Origin of the sequence: Desulfosarcina variabilis str. Montpellier (genome assembly GCF_048565275.1) — a bacterium.
Classification (GTDB): domain Bacteria; phylum Desulfobacterota; class Desulfobacteria; order Desulfobacterales; family Desulfosarcinaceae; genus Desulfosarcina; species Desulfosarcina variabilis.
Genome location: NZ_CP159846.1, coordinates 8,528,658 through 8,553,468, shown reverse-complemented (window position 1 = coordinate 8,553,468; position 24,811 = coordinate 8,528,658). Strand labels below are relative to the sequence as shown.

General features: G+C 54.8%; 25 protein-coding genes. 9 read left to right on the top strand and 16 right to left on the bottom strand.

The genetic code is table 11. From position 1 onward, the window contains the following. Positions 1-424: 424 nt before the first annotated feature. From Dvar_RS38585 to Dvar_RS38535, 11 genes are all read right to left on the bottom strand, one after another. Positions 425-1,015, bottom strand: a complete 591-nt coding sequence (locus Dvar_RS38585) for a glycerol-3-phosphate acyltransferase (protein WP_419658790.1) — start codon at positions 1,013-1,015, stop codon at positions 425-427. Then, a complete protein-coding gene (locus Dvar_RS38580) occupies positions 1,012-2,514 on the bottom strand; it encodes a 4'-phosphopantetheinyl transferase superfamily protein (protein WP_419658789.1) in 1,503 nt (500 codons plus the stop codon). Before Dvar_RS38580 ends, Dvar_RS38585 begins: the two co-directional genes overlap by 4 nt. Next, on the bottom strand, positions 2,511-2,993 hold the full coding sequence (locus Dvar_RS38575; protein ID WP_419658788.1) for an acyl-CoA thioesterase: 483 nt from the start codon (positions 2,991-2,993) through the stop codon (positions 2,511-2,513). Before Dvar_RS38575 ends, Dvar_RS38580 begins: the two co-directional genes overlap by 4 nt. Further along, the gene (locus Dvar_RS38570; RefSeq protein WP_419658787.1) at positions 2,983-4,260 is read right to left on the bottom strand and encodes a beta-ketoacyl-[acyl-carrier-protein] synthase family protein; all 1,278 of its coding nucleotides are present in this window, start codon (positions 4,258-4,260) and stop codon (positions 2,983-2,985) included. Before Dvar_RS38570 ends, Dvar_RS38575 begins: the two co-directional genes overlap by 11 nt. Further along, positions 4,257-5,504 (bottom strand): beta-ketoacyl-[acyl-carrier-protein] synthase family protein, encoded by a 1,248-nt coding sequence (locus Dvar_RS38565; RefSeq protein ID WP_419658786.1) that lies wholly within the window; start codon positions 5,502-5,504, stop codon positions 4,257-4,259. The genes Dvar_RS38570 and Dvar_RS38565 overlap by 4 nt, the downstream gene beginning before the upstream one ends. A gap of 26 nt (positions 5,505-5,530) precedes the next feature. Next, on the bottom strand, positions 5,531-6,529 hold the full coding sequence (locus tag Dvar_RS38560; protein WP_419658785.1) for a radical SAM protein: 999 nt from the start codon (positions 6,527-6,529) through the stop codon (positions 5,531-5,533). A 13-nt stretch (positions 6,530-6,542) separates the two neighbouring features. After that, on the bottom strand, positions 6,543-7,607 hold the full coding sequence (locus Dvar_RS38555) for a radical SAM protein (protein ID WP_419658784.1): 1,065 nt from the start codon (positions 7,605-7,607) through the stop codon (positions 6,543-6,545). A gap of 42 nt (positions 7,608-7,649) precedes the next feature. Then, on the bottom strand, positions 7,650-7,910 hold the full coding sequence (locus Dvar_RS38550) for an acyl carrier protein (protein ID WP_419658783.1): 261 nt from the start codon (positions 7,908-7,910) through the stop codon (positions 7,650-7,652). A 54-nt stretch (positions 7,911-7,964) separates the two neighbouring features. Beyond that, positions 7,965-8,312 carry a hypothetical protein gene (locus Dvar_RS38545; protein WP_419658782.1) on the bottom strand — a complete coding sequence of 116 codons (348 nt, stop codon included), beginning with the start codon at positions 8,310-8,312 and terminating at the stop codon, positions 7,965-7,967. Positions 8,313-8,464: 152 nt separating this feature from the next. Further along, a complete protein-coding gene (locus Dvar_RS38540; RefSeq protein WP_419658781.1) occupies positions 8,465-9,817 on the bottom strand; it encodes a lipid biosynthesis B12-binding/radical SAM protein in 1,353 nt (450 codons plus the stop codon). A 43-nt stretch (positions 9,818-9,860) separates the two neighbouring features. Continuing rightward, the gene (locus Dvar_RS38535; protein WP_419658780.1) at positions 9,861-10,127 is read right to left on the bottom strand and encodes a phosphopantetheine-binding protein; all 267 of its coding nucleotides are present in this window, start codon (positions 10,125-10,127) and stop codon (positions 9,861-9,863) included. Between the two features lie 105 nt (positions 10,128-10,232). On the opposite strand from Dvar_RS38535, the gene Dvar_RS38530 reads away from it, so the two are divergent. The 6 genes from Dvar_RS38530 to Dvar_RS38505 all read left to right on the top strand — a co-directional run bounded on the left by Dvar_RS38530 (position 10,233) and on the right by Dvar_RS38505 (position 14,768). Then, a complete protein-coding gene (locus tag Dvar_RS38530) occupies positions 10,233-10,685 on the top strand; it encodes a hypothetical protein (RefSeq protein ID WP_419658779.1) in 453 nt (150 codons plus the stop codon). 22 nt (positions 10,686-10,707) lie between these two features. Continuing rightward, positions 10,708-11,445 (top strand): 3-oxoacyl-ACP reductase FabG, encoded by a 738-nt coding sequence (gene fabG, locus Dvar_RS38525; RefSeq protein ID WP_419658778.1) that lies wholly within the window; start codon positions 10,708-10,710, stop codon positions 11,443-11,445. Positions 11,446-11,721: 276 nt separating this feature from the next. After that, positions 11,722-12,399 (top strand): outer membrane lipoprotein carrier protein LolA, encoded by a 678-nt coding sequence (locus tag Dvar_RS38520; protein ID WP_419658777.1) that lies wholly within the window; start codon positions 11,722-11,724, stop codon positions 12,397-12,399. Next, complete coding sequence (locus tag Dvar_RS38515) at positions 12,396-13,049, top strand: hypothetical protein (RefSeq protein WP_419658776.1); 654 nt, start codon at positions 12,396-12,398, stop codon at positions 13,047-13,049. Before Dvar_RS38520 ends, Dvar_RS38515 begins: the two co-directional genes overlap by 4 nt. A gap of 143 nt (positions 13,050-13,192) precedes the next feature. Further along, entirely contained in the window at positions 13,193-13,978 is a 786-nt protein-coding gene (locus Dvar_RS38510) for an AMP nucleosidase (RefSeq protein WP_419658775.1), read from the top strand. Between the two features lie 490 nt (positions 13,979-14,468). After that, positions 14,469-14,768, top strand: a complete 300-nt coding sequence (locus Dvar_RS38505) for an integration host factor subunit alpha (RefSeq protein WP_419658774.1) — start codon at positions 14,469-14,471, stop codon at positions 14,766-14,768. Positions 14,769-15,005: 237 nt separating this feature from the next. Here the strand turns inward: Dvar_RS38505 and Dvar_RS38500 are convergent, their stop codons facing one another. Next, on the bottom strand, positions 15,006-15,773 hold the full coding sequence (locus Dvar_RS38500) for a DtxR family transcriptional regulator (RefSeq protein ID WP_419658773.1): 768 nt from the start codon (positions 15,771-15,773) through the stop codon (positions 15,006-15,008). Between the two features lie 263 nt (positions 15,774-16,036). Here Dvar_RS38500 and Dvar_RS38495 point away from each other — a divergent pair, with 263 nt between their 5' ends. Together Dvar_RS38495 and Dvar_RS38490 are read left to right on the top strand one after the other, a co-directional pair. Continuing rightward, on the top strand, positions 16,037-16,534 hold the full coding sequence (locus Dvar_RS38495; protein WP_419658772.1) for a ferritin-like domain-containing protein: 498 nt from the start codon (positions 16,037-16,039) through the stop codon (positions 16,532-16,534). A gap of 429 nt (positions 16,535-16,963) precedes the next feature. Next, the gene (locus Dvar_RS38490) at positions 16,964-17,479 is read left to right on the top strand and encodes a tetratricopeptide repeat protein (RefSeq protein ID WP_419658771.1); all 516 of its coding nucleotides are present in this window, start codon (positions 16,964-16,966) and stop codon (positions 17,477-17,479) included. Between the two features lie 79 nt (positions 17,480-17,558). On the opposite strand, the gene Dvar_RS38485 is transcribed toward Dvar_RS38490, so the two are convergent. Together Dvar_RS38485 and Dvar_RS38480 are read right to left on the bottom strand one after the other, a co-directional pair. Beyond that, positions 17,559-22,391, bottom strand: coding sequence for a response regulator (locus Dvar_RS38485; RefSeq protein ID WP_419658770.1), 4,833 nt, complete (start codon positions 22,389-22,391; stop codon positions 17,559-17,561). A gap of 47 nt (positions 22,392-22,438) precedes the next feature. Further along, positions 22,439-22,633, bottom strand: a complete 195-nt coding sequence (locus Dvar_RS38480) for a hypothetical protein (protein ID WP_419658769.1) — start codon at positions 22,631-22,633, stop codon at positions 22,439-22,441. Between the two features lie 240 nt (positions 22,634-22,873). On the opposite strand from Dvar_RS38480, the gene Dvar_RS38475 reads away from it, so the two are divergent. Further along, positions 22,874-23,419 carry a DUF2889 domain-containing protein gene (locus Dvar_RS38475; RefSeq protein WP_419658768.1) on the top strand — a complete coding sequence of 182 codons (546 nt, stop codon included), beginning with the start codon at positions 22,874-22,876 and terminating at the stop codon, positions 23,417-23,419. 19 nt (positions 23,420-23,438) lie between these two features. Here the strand turns inward: Dvar_RS38475 and rsmA are convergent, their stop codons facing one another. Together rsmA and Dvar_RS38465 are read right to left on the bottom strand one after the other, a co-directional pair. After that, on the bottom strand, positions 23,439-24,290 hold the full coding sequence (gene rsmA, locus Dvar_RS38470) for a 16S rRNA (adenine(1518)-N(6)/adenine(1519)-N(6))-dimethyltransferase RsmA (protein WP_419658767.1): 852 nt from the start codon (positions 24,288-24,290) through the stop codon (positions 23,439-23,441). After that, on the bottom strand, positions 24,287-24,805 hold the full coding sequence (locus tag Dvar_RS38465; RefSeq protein ID WP_419658766.1) for a DUF2062 domain-containing protein: 519 nt from the start codon (positions 24,803-24,805) through the stop codon (positions 24,287-24,289). The genes rsmA and Dvar_RS38465 overlap by 4 nt, the downstream gene beginning before the upstream one ends. Between the last annotated feature and the right edge of the window lie 6 nt (positions 24,806-24,811).

Sequence of the window (24,811 nt, the reverse complement as noted above, 5' to 3'; positions counted from 1 at the left end):
AATTTATGTTGTTACGATTTAGATACACCTCATTCACCAGGAGTTTGAAGTCCCCGTGAAATTTTTCGAAACGCCGATAAAAAAGATCGTGCTGCAATTGTCCCGGATTCGTTTTGTCCAATCGGCCATTGTCGATCGGGCTGATTTGAGCGCCTTTCGCCAGCGCCCCGACCTCAGGGTGATTTCCGGGGTGTCGGCCATCGCCCTTAGCTATGTAATTGGTTGGCCGCTGATTTCCCTGCTGGGGATTGCCGCGGCGTATTATGGCAATGCCGTCATTGTGGCGGTCGGCGGGCCGGTGGCCTACGGCCTTTCTCACCTGGTGTTCATGCTGGGGATGTACCTGGCCGGCGCCAAGTACAGCCATGTTTTTATGCGCTGGGCTGTGGCCCGGGGCATGATCCGCTTGCTTCGGCGTTACCACTTACCGCTTCCCGCTGCGACTGCCCCACCGTCCACGGATGTTGGCATGGTGGCAGACCACGATGAACACTACGGTGGTTGCTACACCCAGTCCTCCCCAAGCGCCCATTCCTTGAACCAGGGCTGTGCCGACGGCCAGGCACAGGACCATGGTAAAGGATGACAAAAAAGGCGTTCGCCACACCAGGTGCGCCGCGCCCCAGGCCAATACACCGATCAGCGCCCACACCGGCGCGACGATGACCGTAAACCCCAGATAGTTGGCCACGCCCTTGCCACCCCGCAACCCATGAAACAAGGGCCAGTGATTACCCATGATCAATCCCAGCCCCACCCAGGGAACCTGCCATACGGGCAGCAGGGCAGTGGCCAAAAACGCCACGGCCATGGCCCGGCCCATGTCCAATAGCAGCACACCTGCCGCCCAGGCAAGGCCGGCCTGACGATACACATTGGTGGCGCCGGGATTACCACTGCCATGTTGGCGCGGGTCCTCGCGTTTGGTAAACCGGAACACCAGGATGGAAAAATTCACCGATCCAGCCACGTAGGCCGCTGCAAAGACACCGATAAAGACGGCCGGATGGGTCATGGCTGTGCCTCCATGGTCAATAGGGTGAACAGATGGTTGTCCACCAGGATATGCCAGGCGATCAGCACGGTGCACCCGTCCATGACCAGCCGGCTTTCCGCTGTGACGATCCGGGTCACCCGAACCCGCTGCCAGACCTCGGCCAGATCATGCCCTGTTGCCTTGGCAACGGCTTCCTTGGCGCTCCATACCCGCAGTGCTGCCGCCGCGTCATCCACAGATGTTTGCTTGACCAGGGCCTGTTCCGTGGGGGTCATAAAAAGATCCGGGGCACGGCTAGCCTTGTCCGATAAGGGTTCAACATCCACACCCACCGGATGACGGCTGGCCACGGCCACGGTAAAGCGATGGTCATGGGCCACGCTGCAATAAGGCATGCTCCCGTCTGCCAAAGGGCATTGGGGACGCTGCCCATCCGGGGCCACGGTTTCGATGGTTTGGGCCGGGCGCCGGTCCGCACTGTCTGCCAGGCTGCGGCTAAGCTGCTTGAGGGCCAGTCGGGCCGAAAGATATCCCCTGCTGCGGGTGGCGGTCATAGGGGACAAGCGCTGCTTTTCCTTGTCCGAAAGGGCCAGTGCGGCAAATTCGGCCATGGATTCACGCTCAAGCAGGACGATGCCGCTGACGCGGCCACTGAATGCGGACAGGGGATCACCCGTGACCGGCTGCCAGAATCCTGCCGGCGGCTTGCGGCGCCCGCCGCTGACATCGCGCATTTCGATGTGATGGACGGCCTCGCACAGTCTGCCGGTATTGTCATAGATGAAAATATCGAACACAAATGGCGGCGCATCGTTGTGGATGGGCACGATGCGGGCTGTGTACGGTTCATCCAGCCGGGTGGGGCGAACGATGCTGCGGCGTTTGATGGTCACGGGAAACGCCACCGTGTTGCCATACCGCTGGCACCAGACGCAGGCGGCGTGAAAGGCCGCATCCAGCACGTAACCGGACCCCAGGCAAAGTGCTGACCGCGGGTCAAGTGGATCAGGCGATCCCACCCGGGCCAGGGCGCCGTCCGGCGAGATCAGCAGTCGGCGGATGTTGCGGTACGCCGGGCCAAAGGGCACCATGTCCTGGTAAATTCGATCCACATCCACGCGGGTGAGCCTGCCGGTCAGACAGGCAATCGTATCCACGGGCGGCGGATCAATCGGCGGCAACTCCTGATCGATGGTCAGCGACACATGGGTCAGGGTGCGTGTGATGGCAGCCCCGGGTCGTTTAAAGCGTGATGTCAGTACAGCGCGGTGGGTGCCGTCGTTGCTGCTGGTGATGCGGGCAAAGGTCGGCGGTGGCTCGGGCGTATCCAGAAACAGGAATTTGTCGAAGCGGATGTTCGTTAAATTTATGACCGTGCTTGCCGAAAAATGACGCCCGGCATGGGCCACGAGCAGTTCCATGGCTTCCACGGCTGCTAATACCGGGCGGCCCTGCACATGATGATCCTTGAAAAACGGTGGCAGGGCGAAAGATATGGCAGTCGGGTCGGCATTCACGATTTTGGAAAGATATTCCACAGGTAAATGGTTTTGGGGTCCACCTCCACCGGGATGCCCGAGGGGTTGACCGCGCAGTGGCGGGTGAAACCCTTGCATACGATGTCGCCCGATTCCTGGTGAGTGATCACATAGTCGAACTGCAGACGCACGCGCTCCAATGTCGACGGCCGGGTATATACCCACATGGCCTCGTCGTAATGCAGGGGGCGGTAATAGTCGATATCCACTTTGATGATGGGATAGACATAACCGCTTTCCTCCACTTCCTTGTACGGATAAGCGGCTTCGCGCATCAGCGAGGCACGTCCGAATTCAAAGTATCTCAAATAGTTGGCGTGATAGACGACCTGGCTGCGGTCGGTGTCGGCATATAAGGGCCGTGTTTCGCAGCAGTGCCAGACCAACTCGCTGGTCAGATCCTTGACATAGGATGGGTTGTCGTCAAGGGGCGCCGGTACAAAGGGCTTAGGCCGCATTTCGTACTCCCCGGAAAACAATGCAGCAGTTGGTCCCGCCAAACCCGAAGGCGTTGGACAGGATGGTGTCATAGCTGTGGCGGCGGGCCGCATTGGGCACCACGTCCACGTCGGCGAATGCAGGGTCGGGGATATGATTGGCCGTGGGCAAAAGGATGCCCTGCTGCATGCCTTCAATGGACAGGGCCGCCTCAATGGCTGCGGCCGCACCCAGGGTATGGCCGATCTGGGATTTGTTGGATGATACTGGAATGCCCGCAAGATGCGATCCGAACACCTCGCGCAGGCTTTCGATCTCCACGGCATCGCCTTTTTGGGTGGATGTGCCGTGGGCATTGACGTATCCCACCGCCGACGGGGGAATGCCGGCATCGTCCAGGGCCTGGCGGATGGCCCGTACAATGGTGGCCTGGTTGGGCAGTGTGAAATGATGGGCATCGGAGGTCCACCCGACGCCCAGGACCTCGGCCCGGGGGGTCAGGCCGTGGGCCTTGATCGCTTCCTCGGCGGCCAGCACCAGCACGCCGCAGCCTTCCCCCAGTACGATACCCCGACGATCCACGGAAAAGGGACGGGAGGCCTGGGTCGGGTCGGCAAAGGCCCGATCACTTTCCCCCACCTTGATGGTGGCCCACATGTTGGCGAATCCCTGGACGATTTCCGGGGTCAGGCAGGTTTCCACACCACCGGCCAGAACAAAGTCGCAGTCTCCATCCCGGATCATGCGGGCACCGATGCCGATGGCATGGTTGCCCGATGCGCAGGCGCCCTGGGGCGAGAAGATGGGGCCGGTAAAGCCCAACAGCATGCCGGCCTTGCTGGCCGGCAGGTTGGCGCACAGATTGGGCAAAAGGTAGGGACTGACCTTGGTCGGGCCATGATGAATGTAATTATCCATGGCAATCCGGTAGGCATCGGTGCCGTTTAGCGCCGAACCGACCAGACACGCGGTGCGCAGGCCAATGCTATCGTCCATGACCAGCCCCGCATGTTCCAGGGCCCGCTTGCAGCCCACCATGGTGAGCAGTACGTAAGCTGCGTTCCAATTGCGGCCGTCCATTTTGTCGATATAGGGAAAATCCTGGGGATGCCAGTCGGGGATCTCTCCGACCACGTTACTGCGGGACGTGGTTTCGCAACGGGTCAGACGGCGAAAACCCGCCTCCCCGCGTAAGGCCCGCTGCCAGGTGTGTTCAAAGGTATTGCCCAGGCAGGTCACGGCATCGTAACCCACCACGAATACGCGTCGGTTAAGGGGTGGTTTCATGTTTTTCTAATTACCATACACGCATTGCATCCGCCAAACCCAAAGGCGTTTTTCAACACATATTCCTGGTCCAGCGTCTGCTGCGACGTTACCACACGGGTAAGGCCAAGCGCCGGATCCGGGGTATAGTTGATCGTGGGCGGCAACAGGCCGTCCTTAAGGCCCTGGATCGCAAAAATGGATTCAATGGCACTGGCGGCCCCCATGGCGTGGCCGATCATGGATTTGTTGGCCGTGATGGGCGGGATACGACTGCCGAATACCTGTTGCAAGGCCTCCGCTTCCACCTGGTCACCTACCCGTGTGGAGGCTGCGTGGGCATTGACGGCGCTGATGCGATCGGGCGTAATGCCGGCCCTGGTAATGCTCTCGGCAATACAGCGCTGCACGGTCTTGAGATTGGGGGCGACATGATGATAGGCGTCGGCGGTCATGGACCACCCGGCGATTTGAGCGGCCACGGCAAGGCCGTGGGCCCGGGCAAAGGATTGCCTTGCGATGATGATGCATCCCGCGCCTTCGGAGATCACGAACCCGCGGCGGCCTGGGGAGAAAGGTCGGCTGGCTTTTTCGGGGGGCACGGCATCCTCGCCTTCCTTGGGCATGAACGCCCCGCCCATGGTGCCGAACCCGGCCACGATGGGTTCGACCAGGGGGAAATCCACCGCGCCGCAAATAGCCACGTCGGCCCGGTCGTCATTGATCAGCATGGCCCCCATGATCATGGAGGTCAGCCCCGTGGCGCAGGCGGTGATGGTCGTGGTGATCGGTCCCGTGGCACCGGTGTGCATGGACACCTTGCCGCCGACCATGTTGATACAGGCATTGGGATTGACGAAAGGGGGCGGTAGCTTACCCTGGCCCATGAGTTTGCGATCCGCCGCCAGAACGGCATCCATGCCGCCGATGGCGCTGCTGAAGGTGATAGCCGTGCGTGGGGCCAGCTCCGGTGTGATGGACAATCCACTGTGATCCAGGGCCCGGGAGGCGGTGAGCAAGGCGTATTTGAAAATCGGGGAGGGCCAGCGGGCCTGCTGCCGGGGCGTTAAAAAATCATAGGGCAGGTGGTCGATGGACGGTGCTTGACCGGCAATGCGCACGGGAAAGTCGTCGCTTATGCGAAAACGGGTCAAGGGACCGACACCGCTTTGACCGGCGAGCGCTCTTTGCCATTGGCTTTCAAATTCGATCCCCAAAGGTGAGACCGCGTCAAATCCGAGAATTACCACGGGGTCGTTGGGCATGAGAAAAACCTAAAAATCGACTACCCCTACCAGGGAATGAATTGATAGAGTTTGGCGAACATTTCGTAGACTTCGATCCAGTTTTGTAAATCCTGGCTACTTTGCATGTGGGCCCGTTTGTTGACCATCACCCAGCTCATATGGGCCGCGCCGTCTTTGCAGGTACTGCAGTCGCGGGTCTCCGATGTGCAGCAGCGGTGCATGGTATGAAGATCCGAGGCCCAGCGGATAAAATTGGTCAGCCGGCGGGGTTTGGGATCACGTTTGTCCAGCGGATCGGTGACCGAGGGGCACTCCATCCAGCCAAAGGTTCGGCCCAACATTTTTCCGGTGGTGATGATCTCATGATAGTATTTAGAAGAAATCACCGTGTCCGGATAGTGATCCAGCACCTCGTCCATTTCATCACGGATTTGGACCAGTTCCTCGGGTTGCCAGTGGAAGCCATCCACCCCCTCGTCGTTGGAGAGCAGCTGCATGTGCACCTTGAGCCCCACGTCACGGATTTTCTTTATGATCCGTTCGGTTTTGCCCAATTGTTTGGGGGTAATGGTATAAAGATAGTACGTGTACGGATCACCCTCATAATGCTTGCTGGAGATGGAAAAGGCATCCTTGCCGCGCAGGAGTTTTTCGTCTTCTTCATCGCCCCACAGACTGATACCGACCATCATGTCCGGAAAGCGATCACGGGGCACCTTGATGATCCCATTGCTGGCGCAAAACGTGGGCAGTCGTTTGTAGAAGGCTTCCACTCGATCCAGGCACAGGGTCGGTTCGCCGCCGATGAGAATGGCCAAATTGACCCCGCGGTCCTTTTCTTTGTCCACAAAGGCTTCCCAGCGGGACAGGTCCATCTCTTCTTCGGCCACCTTGTGCTCACCGGAGGAGAAGAAAAAACATCCTTTACAACGCAGGTTGCAACGGTTGGTCACATCATAGATGGAGCTGCGGATATTGAGCTTGGAAATGCGCTTGTACCGGGCGTACCATTGGTCGTCCAGCAGAGAGCTGACGGTTTTCATAAATCAAGATCCTTCAGTTGGCGGTCTGCTTCGCACCGGGCGGATAAACAACCGAATTGCACAGGTTCTTTCCCTTGACGTACCCTTTTACCCACACGGCCAGGTAGGTATCCACAAAGTCAAGCCATGACCGGAATGTGAGCGGATCCACAGCATGGCGGAACAGCCTGGCCGTGACCACGGCACTGGCCGCGGCGTAGTGACGACAATCCGCGCAGTCCGTATCGGGGACGCAGCAGGCCGCTTTTCGATCCCAGGTCAGGTCGGTTCGATATTGGCGAAAAGAACGTCCCAGCCCCACGTCCGTGGAAGGATTGCACCGGGGATAGGAGCATTTAAACAGATCGTGGAGTCCCTTTTCATGGGTATGGGCCATGGCACTGTACCAGGAAAAAAGAACCGTATCCGGATAGCTCTGCAAAAGGTCGATCATGGTCCTGCGCGTGTCGGCCAGACTTAACGGTGTGTGACGCAGATTACCGGTGTAGCCGACCGGTGCGCTGAACATGTTGAAGGTCACCTTGGCGCCATGCGTGGCCAGGGTGCGGACCACGGATTCGGCCTGGTCGATGTTATGTCGGGTAAAGGTGTAGACAAAGACCGCCCGCGGATCCCTGGCGTAGTTGTCCAGCTGACGAACCAGCATCTGTTTGGCGTTGCGGGTTCGCAAACTGGTTTCATCATTGCCCCATGCCGAAATATGGATACGGTAGCCCACCTTTTCGGGAATCCGTTTGAGACCGTTGGTGGCAATGCAGCCCATCGGTATTTCATCATAACAGACCTGGCAAAGGTCCGGCACCAGCGACGGTTCGGCGCCGGCCAGCACCACGAAGGTGATGCCGCGTGCTTTCTCCGCCTGCATCAACTGTCGCCAATCCTCGGGATTGGTATTGTCCGTGGTGTGCTGTTTGTCACCTTCGTAAAAATAACATCCGTTGCAGCGGATGTTACAGCGCCGGGTCATGTCATAGGTGGATTCGCGCAAAAAGAAATATCGGCGCACTTTTTCCCAGCGCTTCCCGACGTCGGGATCATCAATCAGGTCTGAGAACTTCCAGGTTGGTTTGGCATCCATGGAAAAAACCATTACGCTTAAAGGTTGCTGTGGTTTATCAAACTAAGCGGCCAGCTTGTCCTGGATATATTCACCGATCAGTCGTACCGTGGTCAGCTTTGGATAATCGTCTTCATCGATCCGCACTGCATACTCATCACGTAGTACCAGGGCCACGGTGGCCAGATCCATACTGTCAATGCCCACCTCGTCCACCAGATCAATGTCCGGATCAAAGGTTTGCGGGGTGACGTCCTCCAGTTTAAGCTCATTGATCATGATTTCTGCGATGCGCAGAATGATCTTATCGGTTTCCACTACCATGGTATCAAGGTCTCCTTTGGAAAAAAATCGAACACGAAAATTATTCCCCATTTTTTAGGAATGCGGAATACCTTTTTGTGCACCCAGCCGCATTTGACCGCTACAGATCAATCCCTCGTCACCAGTGATGCGAAAGCTGTGGCTTGCATCGTCGGCGCCGATTTTTACAGTCAGTACCAGGGATTGATGGGGACGGATCATCTGCTTGAAGCGCACGCGGCTGACTTGGGTGACGGGGCGCTTTTCCTTGAATATGCGGATCAAAAGGTCATGAACCATTCCCAGCTGTGCGACACCGGGAAGCAACGGCGCTTCAGGGAAATGGCCATCAAACCACGGCGAATCCGGCGGAACCTGGATACGGGCCCTGATTTCATCCTTCCCACCCTGGTTATCAGACATATACTTATACCACATACGCATTTGTTTTTCTAATCTACTTTTAACAAAGCTAAGGTTAAATAAATCATTCTATCGATGTCTTTGAGGCCCATGGACGTCTGTTTGGGGTGTGGCTCAGTCGATTGCTGAAACCCGCGGAGTCCTGCAAGGTTTCAGCGGGCCAGATATTCCCACAGCGGGCCGGAAAACCCCTTGGCATACATGCGCCGGATGATGGACGCCGTCACGTCTCCCCCCCCGCCAAACACCCAATTGAATCGACCGGCAGCCTTTTGGCTGACCTGCTGCATGATCGTTTCTTTATCGATGGCATCGGTTTGATAAAAAAACGGTGCCAACAAATCGGCACCATGCTCCAGCTGCCCGTCTGCCAGGCAGCGGTCAAACAACGCCGTATGGGGATAGACGCGCATCCCGCAGAAAAAAAATAGTATTGTTTTCCGAAGCGTGTCAATATGATCCAGCGTTTCCTGCAATGTCGATACGGTTTCTCCCGGCCCACCCAGCAGGAAATAATGGGCCACGTGGCAACCGGCGCCAAGCGCCGCCTCATGGGCCGTGAACACCTGTTCGACCGTAAACGGCTTGCAGTAGGATTTGAGCACTGTATCGGATAGCGTATCGGTACCAAACTCCACATGCTTTAGCCCTGCCTCGGCCAGTGTCTCAAAATACCCTTCCGGCAAATGCATGGGCGTGAAAAACGTCCCCCAGGGAACGGTTACCCCTGCATTTTTAAATGCCCGGGCCACGGCCAGGGAATGGTCGATGTCGGCATTGAAGGAAGAATCGGTGATATAAATGTATCGGGCACCGGCGGTTTCAAGGGCCAGGGCTGTCTGCGCCGCTTCGTCGGGAGCCACCAAGCGCAGTTTGCGCCCTTCGATCAACGGGTAGGTACAATAGATGCACCGAAAGGGGCAACCGCGTTTGGTTTGCAGGTTCAGCATGGCACCATGCTCGATATACCACGTAAGATGCGCCACCTGTTGGTCGGGTCTGGGGGTGCGGCTGCCGGCCCAGGGGGCCGGAAAGGCAACATCCTTTTCGTCAGGCAGGATGATGCCGGGCAGGCCCCTTGGATCCATGCCCGCTTCCAACGCATCGATCAGCAGGTTAAACCGCTCTCCCTCACCAATAGTACCGAAATCAGCCGCCAGTTCCGACATGACCCGATGGGGGAAAAGGGTGAACCCACTGCCGCCCAGCACGATGGGGACACGCGATACCTGCCGAATGACCTTGATCACTTCCCGGTACCCGCCAATGAATCCGACGGGGTCCGTTGTATCGGTGTTATCGATGTTGCGCAGCGAGATGCCGATCAGCTGTGGTTCGAACTGTCGAATCCGTTGGGCAAGACTGCCTGTGTCCGGCAACGCATTGAGATCTTCGATACACACCTGGTGCCTGGCATGAATGGATGCAGCGACATGGTCCAGGCCGAGGGGATAAACCGGATAGGGTTCCTTCAATGTATTTGCAGAGACCAGCAGGATCTTCATTTTGTTATCATCAATGATCGAGAGAACAAACGAATGGATGGTGTCAGTTGGCCGGCTGAGAGGACGGATTGTTGATGAAATCAGCAAGCGCCCGCACCGAGGCGAATACCTTGGCGCCCAGGTCGCGGTTGTCGATGGACAGGCCGTAGTCTTTTTCCACCAGCATCACCATCTCGAGCACGTCGATGGAGTCGATACCCAAACGTCCACCCACCAATTGCTCGTCGGCATCAATGTCGGACGGTGAGACATCCTGAAGGTTCAACGCTTCAACGATTTTATGGCGAAGTTCATTGATCAAGTCTTCCATGGGGCATTTCCTTTACAGGCCTTGTTAATTCGTGTAGTATCCTGTTACCGAAAACAGTTATCATAATAATGATCGATATTCTTTTCAAGCCTTTTTGCGCATACCATGTCTACAACCGATATATTGAATGTTGAATCCCTCATCCCCCATCGCGGTCGAATGCTGTTGGTGGACGAGATTCTTTCCATCACCGATGATCAGGCCACGGTATTGTCCGTGACCCACGACCAGTGGCCGATGTACGACAACGGGACGATCAATCCGTTGATTCTGGTGGAACTGGTTGCCCAGGCCGCCGGCGTCCACAACAGCCTGAAGCGGATCGACCCACACGGCCAGGGGGAGCCTACCCGAGGATGGCTGGTGGGGGTCAAATCCGCTCAGTTCCACGTGGCGTCCATCGCTTCCGGTGAAACCATTACCACGACCACCACCAACGCATTCGTATTCGACAACTTACGTGAAATCCGGGGCACGGCAACCATTGGTGGGCAGCTGGCGGCCGATGTGGTGCTGCAGATCGTTGAAGCGCAACCGGAGGAGATCGCCGAAAGCTGACAGGAAAAGGGGATTAGGCTAAATGAACGATAATAACAATCGCCCCATAGCCCTGGTAACCGGTGGGTCCAAGGGCATCGGACGGGCCATTTGCGTGGAGCTGGGCCGTAGTGGTTTTGATGTGGTGGTCAACTTTCACTCGGATGAAAAAGGGGCCCTTGAAACGTTGCAACAGGTGAACGCCCAAGGGGGCGGGGGCCGGATTCTGGGCTTTGACGTGCGTGATGCCAAGCAGAGTGCCAGTGCCATCCAAGGCCTTCTGGAGACGGTGGAACGCCTTGATGTGTTGGTCAACAATGCCGGGGTCACTGCCGATGGCCTGTTTATGATGATGTCCCGGGACGACTGGAAACGGGTGGTGGACACGACCCTGGACGGATTTTACAATGTTACCCGGCCGGTGATCGAGAAAATGGTCCGCCAGCGTCGCGGCAGCGTGGTTTCCATCGCCTCGGTGGCCGGGTTGATGCCCAACCGGGGGCAGGCCAACTACAGCGCCGCCAAAGCCGGCCTGATCGGCGCCAGTCGCAGCCTGGCCGCCGAAGTCGCCCGAATGGGAATCCGGGTCAATGTTGTGGCGCCAGGGTTTATCGAAACCGATATGATCAAGGATATCCCCATGCCCAACATCAAGAACATGATTCCCATGGCCCGGGTGGGTAAAGCCGAGGAGGTGGCCCGGGTGGTTCGTTTTTTGTGTTCGGCGGATGCTTCCTATATTTGTGGGCAGACCATATGCGTAAACGGCGGCATGTGCTAATCCGTTCGGGGTCAGAAAGGGCATCTCGAGGCCCAGGCCGGCGTTCTCGCTCGGCCGAGATCCTCAACGTAGCGAAGGCTACGCCTGCGGTCTCGACCTCCCTGCGGCCTTGTCCTGAACCCCGAGCTACCCTTTCTGACCCCAAACGGTCCAGACAAAAGGACCAAATAAAGCAATCTGTTGGGGTTCGTGCCTCAACCCAACCTGCAATGCTTGCAATACTCAGGCGGTTTGATTTGACATCCATGAAACCAAAGGCTTCGCTCGATACCATCCATGCTACAACGATCCTCCTTCCATAAGCTTTTTTCAGCGCAATTCATTGTTCGTGGCCGAAAACGAGGGATACACGCCTGGCTGGCCATCATAATGCTCCTGGCCGCCGGACTGTGCCTGGGCTGGGCGGATTCCTTTGACGGCATCCGGGGCGCGGCGGCCAACGTTATGGCTGTACAGGCCGACTTTGTTCAGGAAAAGCATCTGCCGATTCTGGCCAAACCACTGGTGTCCACCGGGCGTCTTTACTACCGGCGTCCGGATGCCCTGAGATGGGAGTACACCGCTCCGGTTAAAAGCGTGCTGATCATGCACGATGGTGAGACCAGACGGTTCGTTGAATCCGAGCAAGGGGGACGACTGGTGGAAGATGCCAGTGCCCGGATGCAGGCCATGCAGGTGGTAATGCCCGAGATCAGCGGCTGGCTCAGCGGCCGTTTTCAGGACAATCCCCTTTTCGATGCCAGTCTCTGCGAAGGGAACCGGATATTGATGGTACCCAAGGATGAGGGCATGCAGCGGTTTATTCAGCGTATTGAACTGGTCATGGCCGGCACACCGGGCGTCATTCAGGAGGTGCTGATTTTTGAAAGTGAAAAGGCGTTCACCCGCATGGTTTTCAGCGATACCCATGTCAATCCTGACCTGGATGACCGGCTCTTTCAGGATGCGCGATGAAGTGGCTCCTGGCGGGCATGTTATTGCTGATGGGCGCATGTGCCCAGCTGCCGACCATCGAGCCCATGGAGGCGAACAGGATTCCTGCGATTGAAATGGACTGCCGGTCCCATTTCCCCCAGGGACGCTGGCAGTTGGTGCACACCATTCGTGCACGGTTTTACGGTGGCAGGCAGGCCACTTTCACTGGCGTAGTGGTCCTCTCAACTCACAATGAATCCATCCACTGCGTGTTGATGACATTGGAGGGCATGGTCCTTTTCGAAGCTGTCGATGACAGGCACTCGATTACCGTTAAACGAGCCTTTGGCCCCTTTGAGAACCCGGACTTCGCCCAAGGGGTGATGGCCGATATCCGTTTCTTGTTTTTCATGCCTGAAGGGGGCTTGATTACCGCTGGTGCCATCAATGACGGCACACGGACATGCCGTTATCAGGGCCAGGGCCGAACCATCGTGGATCTGATGGAAGTAAACGGCGGCGGATGGGCCATGCATCAATATGATGCGCATGGTAAACTGCTGCGCCGTGCAGTCGCCGATGCCGTTAATTCCCAGGGAATCGCTTCCCGCATGGGCATTGACGCCGGTAGCAGTCGGCATGCCTACCACCTGTCGATGGATCTGGTGGAATCCGTTAAGCTTCCTTGAGCGCTGCGCCTGATTTAAAAAACTGGAATCCATTCATTTGCTATTTTGAATTTGTCATTTGACATTTTTTTACAACCCATGCCTAATAAATGGGTTGCTTTTTCATCTTGCTACGTTTGATGTGATCCGCAAATTGGGGAGTTATGGGACTTAAAGAACACGAGTACATCCGCCAAACCCTGGAGCGCTATACCAACTGCAAGCTCGAAGATATTTGCAGTCACATATTGATCACCAATTTCCGTCAATATATCAAGGCGTTTGCCGAACGCACCGACTGCCCGATACTGGAAAACAATTTCCGGATTGTCAATGCGCCGGACCTGGACTGCACCATGATCGATTTTGGTATCGGATCACCCCAGGCCGCCCTGGTTGTCAACGGCTTGGCCTATCTGGACAATCTGAAAACCGTGGTCATGGTCGGGATGTGTGGCGGTATTGACGATATTCTGGAGGTCGGCGACTTCGTGGTGCCCACGGCCGCCATTCGCGGAGAAGGGACCAGTCGACATTACCTGCCCATTGAATTTCCCGCTCAGCCGGCCATGTCCGTGAACCTGCGGTGTATCGGCGCGGTCAAGGCGCACAAAATCATACCCCGATGCGGGATCGTCTATACCACGGATCGTCGGTTGTGGGAATTTGACGAAAATTTTGTGGATTATCTGCGTTGTCAGCGGATTTTGGCCATCGAGATGGAACTGGCCACGCTTTTTTCCGTGGCCTATCGGTATGAAGTCCCCATTGGTTCCATCATGCTGGTGTCGGATATGCCGCTGCAACGCCGCGGCATCAAAGACAAGAAACTGCACGACGAAATTTATGAGAAATACATGCCGCTCCACCTGGACATTGCCCTGGACGCCGTTGCCAACCTGAAGGCCCGGTGGTCGGATGTGGAACGGCAACTGCATAGTGAGTGGTAATCGTGCGCATTCGACAAACCAACAGGGTCGACGTAAAAATAAATGGGACGGATATATCAGATATTATTTCTCATCTTTATCTCCTCCGAACGTGACATCACCAAAAATGCGACAAGGTTTTTAATGGGATGTGGTATTGCACGGATCCATTTCCCATTGTATAAATGGAGAGCGGAATATGCCTATGGCACCTCCAATATGTCCGCCGGGGTCGGCGCGGAACTCCTGCCAAAAAGTTCAGAGCAATTGACCGTCTCAACGCCCGGCCCCTTATTTTTTATCAATCGGGTGTGACAGTATCGAATTTCCATGGCTTAATTGTTGTTAACGGGTAGCTTTTCGTTTTCCTTCAGCTATCGGATCGCATGGCGATTGAATCGCGGCGATAGGCTTTTGCCTGAACAACGCAAAACGTCGTCAAGTAAGGTGTCGACAAAAAATCATGGGGTCAATTGAAAGTCATCCCCAAAAAGATCTGTGAAAGGGTACCATGGCACTGACAAAAGCCGATATCGTCGAGAAAGTGTATTCGCAATTGGGTTTTCCCAAGGACAAATCATTCCAGGTCATCGAATCGCTCATAGAAAGCGTGAAAGGCTCTCTGGCATCCGGCGATGATGTTCTGGTCAGCGGATTCGGGAAATTCTGCGTGAAGGAAAAACAGCCCCGCAAAGGACGCAATCCGGCAACGGGAGAAAGCACGATTCTACCGGCAAGACGGGTTGTGACTTTCAAATGTTCAGAACGGCTGCGTTCGCGACTGAATGGGAAAAAGCGGAGCAAGTCCTGAAATTCCATTCGGCTCATCGTGGAATTGTGTGGAAGATCACGATGAGCCGCTATTAGCATTTAGTTGTTAGCTTTTATTAGCAGAATCCAGGCATCCGAACGGCTAACAGCTAATTGCTAAAAGCTTTAGGCTGTTTTACAACCCTTTGAGAAATCGACGGATTAAGGAAAAACAAAACAAAAATCTGTCTTGAGCCTCTCATTCCAAAAAAGGGGGGCTCGATCCTGCAGATTGGCGTCAGGTGGGGGGAATGATTTCCAGTTCTATCTTTGAAAAATCGTCCTTGCGCAGGGACAGATGGTAGCCTCGTACCTTGATGCCGATTCTGCAGCTATCGGGATCCACCTCCTCGAGTTCAATGATGCTGCCAGGGGTGATGTCCAGCTCCTTGAGTTTGTCCACCAGTGAGCCTTTGCCTTTGACCCGAATCAGTCGTGCGACTTGACCGGGGGTGAGACTTTCCAGCGTGATGATCTCCCGGCTGGACTGTTGAAACTGTTTTTGACGTTTTTTCAAATCATCCAGACATTTGGAAATGGCATTTTCACATCCGGCAAGGGCATCGTTTTTAACACAAAACTGACGGAAGCCGCTGATCCATTCCTCTCCGCCGCGGGGACAGATTTGAACAAATTCAACGAAGCGTACCAACCGGTCGATGATTACCGGTGAAACGGCATGCTCCATTCGGCAGGCGTTATCCTCGGCAATATGCTCCTCCACATCCAGCACCTTGGTGAAAAAATCCTTCAGGATTTCATGGCGGCGCACGATGTCCCGGGCCAGGATTTCACCGCTTGGCGTGAGTGTAATAACGTCGTAAGGGGCGTAATTGATGTGGCCTTTTTCGGCCAACAGCCGCAGGGCACCGGTAACCGATGCACTGTTGACGCTCATCCGTACGGCAATGTCTTTTGCGCGAGCGGCTTTTTTTTCAGAAACAATATGGTAAATTGTTTCCAGGTAATCTTCCATGCTGGCGCTCAGTGGCTTGCTTTTCGCCATGGCATCTCTTATGTTCAAACTCTGTTGAAAGTTAATCCAACGGGCCTGACTGCATAATCAAGCGTGTCGGATCGGATTTGATCGACGTCAACATCACCGATCCCCATAACCAAAGGATCGCCATCACACATTTTTGAAAGGGATAGTAACTGGGCTGATAAAACCAAGTCAAGATATTTTTGGAAATCCTAAAATACATAGCGTCACCACAAAAGTTGCCGGAACCGTACCTTCAGTAGGGCTAATCGACCAAGGAGGAATTGATGACAAAAAATCGTTCGCTGGATATTCTGAAGAGTGCCATCCTATTGGAAAAACGAGGCCAGGCCTTTTATCAAACAGCGGCCAGCCAATCGACCCACGCCGATGTTAAGGAATTCTTTGAAACCATGGCGGCCGAAGAGGTCGAACACGTAAAAATTCTCTCCGACCAATTTAAAGCCTTTAAACAGACGGGTCAGTTCAACGCATCGGACACTTCCAAAATGGGGACCATCGCTCAGAATGTGTTGACCCCGGAGGTCAAGGCGCGCATTGCCGCGGCGGATTTTGAGGCGGCGGCCATTTCAGCCGCCATGCTGATGGAAGAGCGCGCCATTGCACTGTATACCGGCCGTGCCGACGAAAGCGAGGATCCTGAGGAAAAGAAACTATACCAGTGGTTGGCCGACTGGGAGAAGGAGCATCTGGCATTTTTGGCCGCCATCGATGCAGAACTAAAGGAACGCATTTGGAACGATAGCGGCTTCTGGCCGTTCTAATCCTTTGCTTTTTAGGCCTCACCTCGGATTCCATTCAATTTTCCGTGGGTACGCGCTATCCACGGAAAGTTGAACTATAATAGTGTCCATCCAGAAATAGGAAAATTTGGTCGAGATCAAGGCGCCCGAAAAATTTAACCACAGGCATATAGTTGATATTCCGAGGATTAAATTTTTCGCGCAACGCCGATATCGGGCAAATTAGCCATTTCTGGACGGGCACTAGACTATTATTTTCCTACCTGTTGCCTACCTTCGCCAACGGTTGAAAATCGGGCGCAAGGCATTAATTTTTCGATAACCACAAAAAAACACACGTATTTGGCCTCAGCCTTGTGAATTGGGTGGTGCGCTAGTTAATTGCTATGCATACACAATCGTACCAACCATCACCTCAAGGTTGTGTAACGATAAAAGGAGGTTACTCCAATGACGAAAACCAAAGATCAGCCCAAGGAATTGTTCGAAACGGCAATGCTGGCTTTTGCCGATAATGACTACGAAAAATCCATTGAACTGTTTACCCAGACGCTAAGTGATGACGCCGCCAACATCCTGGCCAGGATCAGTCGTGGTGCGGCTTACCTGAAACTGGACATGCTCGATTTTGCATGGAATGATTTCAGTCGCGCCATTGCCGTCAATCCCGATTATGCCCGTGCCTATCACATGCGCGGACTGGTCAACGAAAAAAAAGGTGATACTTCAGCCGCTCTTGCGGACTTCGACCGTGCCATTGAACTGGCCCCGGAATACGGTGCCGCCTATTACAGCCGGGCAACCCTGCACACAAAACTGTATGATACGGACAAGGCCCAGGAAGACATCCAAATGGTGACCCATCTGGGAAACCGCAACTTAGCGTCATATATGAACGAAAACAATGTCTGGCAGACCCAGCACATGCGGGTGGAGGACTATTCGGAAACTGAGCTGGAACGTTGACCGGTAAATTATTAATTGTAGACTCAAAAAGCCTCCAAGATACTTGTTGGAGGCTTTTTCTTGGATCGAATAAAAAGGCTCATCCACTGCTTTTGCCGCTGTCAAGCGGCGGGGTTTGGCATTGTTCTCTGATTTTTTTTAATTCTTCTAGTGCCTTGTCATACTCATAATCGTTGATGTAATTCTCAAGTGGCTGCAGAATAGCGTTGCCCAGATACTGCCGCACCGAGTGCATGGCCTGATCGATTTCTTCAGGGTTTGCAATTCCCAACGCTTCGGATAGCCGATGGATGGCCGGCAGGGTCAGAGCAGGATCCATGGTCGGCATTGGATCGACCCCGATCATGTCACTATCAGGGGGCACTAAAGCGCCGAGCGATTCAAGGATTTCATTCATGGCGCTTTCCAGGTCGTCGATCAACTTGGCTTCCGGCGGGCACAGGGTTTCGTCGGCACAGGTGCGTTCAAGCGTTTTGGCCGCCAAATGCAGTGTGTCGGCACCGATATTGGCCGCACTGCCTTTGAGGCTATGCGCCATCTTGCGCAGTTTATCCCACTGCGCCTGCTCGACGGCCATTTTGATCCGGGCCATGGTATCGCGATTGTTGCGGTAAAACCCCTGCAGGATGCGTTTGAACGTGGCCGGATCGATATTGAGGGTCGCCAGGGTGTCCCTGATATTGAAACCCGGCAGCGCGTCCGGCAAAATCACATCTTCCGCTCCGGGAGCCTCCGGCTTTGTCGTGCTGATCGATTCCCCGTTTTCCAGCGCATACTCTCGTCTGAATGGGCGAATGGCTTTCCAAAGCGTGTGGAACATCATATCACTGTTGATGGGTTTGGATACGTACCCGTCCATCCCGGCCCGCAGACACTTCTCCTCGTCGCCTTTCATGGCGTGCGCCGTCATGGCGATAACCGGTAGGTCAGCCAGGCGCGGATCCTCACGAATGCAGTGGGTGGCGTCGTAGCCGTCCATTTCAGGCATTTGGATGTCCATCAGGACTGCATCGAACGATCGTTTGTGCAGAATCTCGAGTGCTTCCTTGCCATTGTTGGCGATTTCAGGGATGATACCGGCATCCTCCAGAATCGCGAGGGCGATTTGCTGGTTGGTGGGGTTGTCCTCGACCACCAGAATGCGGGCACCGTTGAGGCGCTTTTTGTAAATCGAGGCCCGGGTGGCCAGCTTGTCTTTCCGTACACCGGTTGTCAGGGCTTGTTCGCCAAACGCATCCAAAATGGCGTTGAACAGGGCCGACGGATAGATCGGTTTGATCAGTAAACCATTAACTCCGACCTTTTCGGCATCGCGTTGTTTCATCTCACGGCCGAAAGCCGTCATCAGAATGATCGGAATTTTAAGATGCAGGTCATCACGAATCTTCCGGGTCGTTTCAATGCCATCCAAACCCGGCATCAGCCAGTCCAGGATAATCAGATTGATTGGTTTTTCCTTCATTGCGGAACTTTTCAGCCGTTCCAGCGCTGCTACCCCCGACAATGCCGTTTCAACGCGCAGGCCAAACGAGGCCAGCGTTTTCTGGATGATCCTGCGGTTTTCGTCGCAATCATCCACCACCAATGCACGCAGGCCGCGGACGGCCATCGGCGCCACGAAGCGCTCTTCCTGATCGACGGGCTGACGGCCCAGACGAGCGGTAAAGGTGAATGTGCTGCCCCTTTCCAACTCACTTTCCACATTGATGCGGCCGCCCATCATCTCCACAAGCTGTTTGCAGATCGTCAACCCCAGACCGGTGCCACCGTATTTGCGGGTGGTGGACGCATCCGCCTGGGTAAACGGTTGGAACAGAATCCGTTTGTGCTCGGGATCGATGCCCTGTCCGGTGTCCTTGACTGAAAACGCAAGCACGACCTTCTCGGCCTTTAGCCATTCCGGTTTGACTCCCAACAGAATAACGCCCCCGCTGGGAGTGAATTTAATGGCGTTATCAATCAGATTTTTAATCACCTGCTGAAGCCGGAACGGGTCGCCGACCAGGGCGAGCGGCACTTGCTCATCTATCTCCACCAGCAGTTCGATGTGTTTTTTCCCAGACTTGTTGACAAACACATCGGTCACCTTGTCCAGTGCTTCATCCAATTGGAAGGAGCGAGTTTCCAGTTCGAGTTTTCCGGCTTCGATTTTGGAGAAATCCAAAATGTCGTTGATGATGCTGAGCAGTGAGTAGGCTGACGAATGAATAATTTTCATGTAGTTGGCGACCTTGGGTGGCATTTCCTCGCCGAGCGCCAGCTCTGCTGCACCAATGACGCCGTTCATGGGGGTGCGGATCTCATGGCTCATGTTGGCCAGAAACTCGCTTTTTGCCCGTGTGGCCGCTTCGGCTGCTTCCGTGGTGATGCGCAGGGCTTCATTGGCCTTACGCAACGCCGCTGTTCGGTCTTCAACCCGTTTTTCCAAATCGCGGTAAGCCTGTTGAAGGGCACTCTCCGCTTTCTTGCGCTTGGCAATGTCCTGGACAAACCCTTCGATATACTGGATATGGCCTGCTTCGTCGCGAATGACCCGGGCCCTGATGGAAACCCAAATGACGGTGCCATTTTTACGATAACACTGGCATTCGAAATCGGTGACCGAATTGTCACGTTCCAGGAGTGTGACCAAGGTTTGCCACTCATGGGAATGTACATACAGCTGCTTGCGGATGTTGGTCACTGTTTCCATCAACGCTTTGGGTGAATCGTAGCCCAGAATCTGTGCCATGGACGGGCTGGCATTGAGGAAGCGCTCATCGGGTGAGGACTGGAAAATCCCTTCGGGGGCGTTTTCAAAAATGCTGCGGTATTTTTCCTCTGAGCGGGCCAGCGCCATTTCAATTTCGTGCTGCTCGACAATCCGCAATTCCAGGGCTCTGTTGAGTTCCTGCAGCTCTTTGGCATGGGTGGTCAGCAGGGCCTCCTTTTCCTGATAGTAGTCTATCTTGTCCTTCAATTCCTGGGGGGTAACACGAAAATCGGCCAGGACCCGTCGATACACTTCCATCAGATCATTGGTTTCCCTGGTACTGAAAATATTGCTGTGGGTCATGGCCTTGTGCGCTGCCGGTGCGCCGATGGAACCGGCCAGAAATTTTTCCACGGCCTGATAGAGCATCAGCAGTTCATGGATGGTGATTCGGGATTTGCCTTCCATGCCCAGTCGCTTGAAACAGCCGCAAAGATTCGATCTGACCTCCGCTTCGGGCAGATACTGGGTCAACAGTGCCTCGATCTGTTGTTCTTTGGCCGGCAGATCGATGTAGGCATCCTGGGAAAGCGAGCGTCGCAGGCTGGAAACGGCCGTGAGACTGCCGACGAATTCTTCGGCGAGGCTTTCTTCCTGGGCGCTTTGTTTGAAAATCAAGGAACCGAAAATAAAAAAGCCCATGTTGAACAGCAGGCTCCAGAAGACACTGTGGGTCAACGGTTCGAATACCGCCATGCCGAAAAGGGCTTCAGGCTTCAAAAAGCCTATCCCAAACAGACCCGTGGACAAAACGTCTGAGTTCAAAAGTCCGCTTTTGATCATCGACGGGACAAGCAGGGTGTAAAACCAGATGGCAAACCCACTGGCCAAGGCCAGGCCGGCCCCCCTCTTGTTTGCCCCCCGCCAGCAGATGCCGCCCACCACCACCGGTGCGAATTGAAGCACCGCAGCGAAGGAGATGATGCCGATGTTCACGAGTTTGTAAGGTGCCATCACCCTTTGTTCAAACCAATAGCCAGCGGCGATGATAAGCACCACGGCGGCCCATTTGCATTCCAGAAGATGCTTGCGCAGAAAAGCCGTCCCCCTGATGCCGCGGATCAGCGGCAGGAAAAGGTGGTTGATGATCATGGTGGACAGGGTCACGGAACTGACCATGATCATACCGGTGGCTGCCGAAATGCCCCCGATGAACACGAGCATCGCCAGCCAGCCGGCGCCAAAATCGATGGGTAGCTGCAAAACGAACGTATCTGCAGCCGAGCTTGGGTAGCCTTTCAGAAGTCCGCCCGCGGCAATGGGGAAAACAAAAATATTGATCAACAGCAGATATAGCGGAAAAAGCCACATGGCCGTGAGGATGTGTTTTTCATCGGAATTTTCGACAACCGCCACATGAAATTGACGGGGTAGCAGTAAAATGGCGGACATGGCCAGAATCAGATAGGTCATCCATGTCAGATACGGAGTTGTTTTTTCGCCGGCAATGCTCATCAGATGCTGAAATGGGCTGTCCGCGAGGCGCTGCAAAATGTCACCGAAGCCATCGTAGAGAAAATAGGTTACAAAAATCCCCGCGGCGATCAGTCCCAATAGCTTAACCACGCACTCTACGGCCAGGGTCATGATCATCCCCTCATGCCGTTCGGTAGGATCAAGCTTGCGAACACCGATGATGATGGTCAAGATCGTCATCAGTCCGACGACGACAAGGCCCATATGTGAGTGAACCCAGTCCGGTGCTGTGTCCGGGGATGCCGTGATGATGTCGAATGTGGAGAGGATGGCTTTAAGCTGCAGTGCGATGTAGGGCATGACGCCCACAAGGGCGATCAGCGTGGCCAGGGCGGCAATCATTTCGGATTTGTCGTAGCGGGCGGAAATAAAATCGGCAATACTGGTAATGCGCTGCAAGTGTTTGATGCGCACTAACTTGCGCAATACCGCCCACCAGAGCACCATCAGTATGGTCGGGCCAAAGTAGATGGTCAGAAATAGCATCCCGGAGGTGGCGGCAATGCCCACGCTTCCGTAGTAGGTCCAGGCTGTACAATAAACGGCCAGGGAAAGAGAATAAACAACGGGATTATTGGCCGGACTTCGGCCTGCCGCAGCGCGCCGCTCCACCCAGAGCGCTATGAGGAACAGGCCGCCCGCATACAGCAGGATGGTCGTGAGAACGATAAGGGGGTGGAACATCGGTCAGTCCTTCGGCTCGGGTTCGAAAGACCCTTTTCCGAATCCAACTATCGATGACTGATGGCGATCAGCAATAAAAAAACGATCACAACGCCCCAAGCAACGAAGAGATAGTAAAATACAAACCCGTTTCGCATGGGTTCAAGAATGGTCAGTATCGGCCAGCTGAAAAACAATAACGCCAAACAGGCAATCAGCGCCTGGAATTCGGGCTTGCGAAAGGGTGTTTTGAACGTTTGCATGGCGTTTTTCCCTGTTCAGTGCATCAACGGAGCAGATCACGCCGTTCATCTCGCCAAACCGGCGGTCGATGTGATGGCGTAACAGGATAATATTACAAAAAGTATGTCAATATTCGGCACTTATATCAATGAAAATTTTAATGAACTTTTTGCTTGTCGTTAGGCCATTGTGTGGATAGTGTCCGTGCTGAAATGGCCAATTTACCGTAAAACGACCAGCGAAAAGGAGTTCCCACAGCCATGATCAAACTGGACAAGACCAAACAGCAGAAAATCCATAACCGTAAAATCGATACCGTTATTTATGAAGGCGATCGGGAGGATACCGTCATCGTCGAGGGCGAGCTTCAAGACCGCCGGTTTTGCGACTCACACATGTACTCCGGAGAGGTTCGGCCGCCCCATACCGTTCATCATATGATTATCCGCATGGCGCTTCATGTGCCGGAGCTGACGATCCTTGATATCGAGGTGGAGTTTCCCACGGTGCCCCGTGGGGACTGCCTTGAAACGCAAGAAAGCCTGGATGCAATCAAGGGAATGCGCATTGCTGCCGGCTTTACCGCAAAGGTCAGAAAACGGATTGATCGAAAAAAAGGGTGCACCCATCTGCTGACGTTGTTGACGGCCATGGCGCCGGCCGCCTTTCAGGGGGCCTGGAGCGCCAGAATCAGACAGCCTCTCGATCCTGAAATTTATGTGGGCATGATGAGCAATTTGAAAAACACCTGCTGGGCCTGGCGGGACGGCGGCCCATTAGCTGAAATATTAAAACCTTATGATTGAGGAATTTCTCAAACAGGCGCTAACTGTTGTCTTTGGTTGCAACCGCATTACTAAGGCGCACGAACTCCGCCACCGAAAGTGTCTCGGCGCGCCGGGTGGGATCGATCTCGGCCTGGGTGAGAAGCATTTCGCAGGTAGCGGGGTCCAGCTGCAAGTCACTTTGTGAAAGGGCGTTACGCAATGTCTTGCGGCGTTTGCCGAAGGCGGCCTTGATGACGCGGAAAAGAAGGGCTTCATCAATGGCGGGAAAGGGGGGCGGGTCGCTGAAACGGATACCGATGACTGTGGAATCCACCTTGGGGGCCGGAAAAAACTGGGCTGCCTTGACCTGCATCAGCTCCCGGGCCGTTGCGCAGTATTGCAGCATGACCGACAGCCGGCCATAGGTTTTGGAACCGGGCCCGGCGCAGATGCGCTGGGCCATTTCTTTTTGCAGCATGAGCACGGCCCGGTCCACATACTGCCGGGCGTGGATCAGTTTGACGATCACCTGGGATGAGATGTTGTAGGGCAGGTTGCCCATAACGACCAATGGCCGGTCAACCTGGCCGGCGAGGGTGTTTATATCCAGCCGCAGGATATCGGCTTCCCGGATCTCGACGTTGTTGATGCCGGCGGCCAGCAGTTCGGCCCTGAGCAGCCCGATCAATTGTCGGTCCTTGTCCACGGCAATCAGCTGGTGGGCGGCCTTTGCCGCAGGCAGGGTGATTGCCCCCAACCCGGCGCCGATTTCCAGCACCACGTCGTCATCGGTCAGCTGGGCGTGTTCGACAATTCGCCGGGCAACATTGGCATCACTTAAGAAATTTTGACCCAGTTGCTTTTTGGCCTGGATATTCCAAGCGGTAAGCAGGGTCCGCGGCGCAGTCATGGCGTTGGCCCTGAATGGGGGGATGATGGATTGGATTGACGCCGAATGGAAGCAAATACCCGAAACGTGATAAAATAGGCGGCGACCCCCAAAACCAATCCGATCACCAGACTGCCCAACAACATGGCACTGGTGACCTCAAGACCCAGACCCATGAGTTGGGAAAAGGAGTCAAAGGCAATATTTTCCACGATTGTTTGACAATTCAACAGTACACAGCCGAGCTTATAGTCCGCGTAATAGACGAGTGGAATGGTCAGCGGATTGCTCAACCAGGTTCCGAGTGCCGCCGCTGACTTGCTTCCCCGGACAAGAAACGCCAGGGTGACGGCTACGATCGTCTGCAACGGAATAATGGGGGTAATGGAAATGAAAATACCCACCCCCATGCCCAGGGCGATATAGTGGGGGTTGCCTTCCAGCTGACGCATACGGACCAGCATCTGGCTCAGCCGTTCCCTTGGACCAGTGAACACCGGGGGCTTTTTCAAGTGGGGGGCAGATTTCTTTTTCATGGTTCG

What these genes read in the sequence shown, in the direction of transcription:
- Dvar_RS38530 (WP_419658779.1), top strand. Translation starts at nt 10,233, where the DNA reads ATGTCTACAACCGATATATTGAATGTTGAATCCCTCATCCCCCATCGC.
- Dvar_RS38480 (WP_419658769.1), bottom strand. Translation starts at nt 22,633, where the DNA reads ATGCAAACGTTCAAAACACCCTTTCGCAAGCCCGAATTCCAGGCGCTG.
- Dvar_RS38515 (WP_419658776.1), top strand. Translation starts at nt 12,396, where the DNA reads ATGAAGTGGCTCCTGGCGGGCATGTTATTGCTGATGGGCGCATGTGCC.
- Dvar_RS38505 (WP_419658774.1), top strand. Translation starts at nt 14,469, where the DNA reads ATGGCACTGACAAAAGCCGATATCGTCGAGAAAGTGTATTCGCAATTG.
- Dvar_RS38535 (WP_419658780.1), bottom strand. Translation starts at nt 10,127, where the DNA reads ATGGAAGACTTGATCAATGAACTTCGCCATAAAATCGTTGAAGCGTTG.
- Dvar_RS38490 (WP_419658771.1), top strand. Translation starts at nt 16,964, where the DNA reads ATGACGAAAACCAAAGATCAGCCCAAGGAATTGTTCGAAACGGCAATG.
- Dvar_RS38465 (WP_419658766.1), bottom strand. Translation starts at nt 24,805, where the DNA reads ATGAAAAAGAAATCTGCCCCCCACTTGAAAAAGCCCCCGGTGTTCACT.
- Dvar_RS38555 (WP_419658784.1), bottom strand. Translation starts at nt 7,607, where the DNA reads ATGGATGCCAAACCAACCTGGAAGTTCTCAGACCTGATTGATGATCCC.
- Dvar_RS38565 (WP_419658786.1), bottom strand. Translation starts at nt 5,504, where the DNA reads ATGCCCAACGACCCCGTGGTAATTCTCGGATTTGACGCGGTCTCACCT.
- rsmA (WP_419658767.1), bottom strand. Translation starts at nt 24,290, where the DNA reads ATGACTGCGCCGCGGACCCTGCTTACCGCTTGGAATATCCAGGCCAAA.
- Dvar_RS38550 (WP_419658783.1), bottom strand. Translation starts at nt 7,910, where the DNA reads ATGGTAGTGGAAACCGATAAGATCATTCTGCGCATCGCAGAAATCATG.
- Dvar_RS38495 (WP_419658772.1), top strand. Translation starts at nt 16,037, where the DNA reads ATGACAAAAAATCGTTCGCTGGATATTCTGAAGAGTGCCATCCTATTG.
- Dvar_RS38540 (WP_419658781.1), bottom strand. Translation starts at nt 9,817, where the DNA reads ATGAAGATCCTGCTGGTCTCTGCAAATACATTGAAGGAACCCTATCCG.
- Dvar_RS38475 (WP_419658768.1), top strand. Translation starts at nt 22,874, where the DNA reads ATGATCAAACTGGACAAGACCAAACAGCAGAAAATCCATAACCGTAAA.
- Dvar_RS38575 (WP_419658788.1), bottom strand. Translation starts at nt 2,993, where the DNA reads ATGCGGCCTAAGCCCTTTGTACCGGCGCCCCTTGACGACAACCCATCC.
- Dvar_RS38510 (WP_419658775.1), top strand. Translation starts at nt 13,193, where the DNA reads ATGGGACTTAAAGAACACGAGTACATCCGCCAAACCCTGGAGCGCTAT.
- fabG (WP_419658778.1), top strand. Translation starts at nt 10,708, where the DNA reads ATGAACGATAATAACAATCGCCCCATAGCCCTGGTAACCGGTGGGTCC.
- Dvar_RS38545 (WP_419658782.1), bottom strand. Translation starts at nt 8,312, where the DNA reads ATGTCTGATAACCAGGGTGGGAAGGATGAAATCAGGGCCCGTATCCAG.
- Dvar_RS38500 (WP_419658773.1), bottom strand. Translation starts at nt 15,773, where the DNA reads ATGGCGAAAAGCAAGCCACTGAGCGCCAGCATGGAAGATTACCTGGAA.
- Dvar_RS38560 (WP_419658785.1), bottom strand. Translation starts at nt 6,529, where the DNA reads ATGAAAACCGTCAGCTCTCTGCTGGACGACCAATGGTACGCCCGGTAC.
- Dvar_RS38570 (WP_419658787.1), bottom strand. Translation starts at nt 4,260, where the DNA reads ATGAAACCACCCCTTAACCGACGCGTATTCGTGGTGGGTTACGATGCC.
- Dvar_RS38585 (WP_419658790.1), bottom strand. Translation starts at nt 1,015, where the DNA reads ATGACCCATCCGGCCGTCTTTATCGGTGTCTTTGCAGCGGCCTACGTG.
- Dvar_RS38485 (WP_419658770.1), bottom strand. Translation starts at nt 22,391, where the DNA reads ATGTTCCACCCCCTTATCGTTCTCACGACCATCCTGCTGTATGCGGGC.
- Dvar_RS38520 (WP_419658777.1), top strand. Translation starts at nt 11,722, where the DNA reads ATGCTACAACGATCCTCCTTCCATAAGCTTTTTTCAGCGCAATTCATT.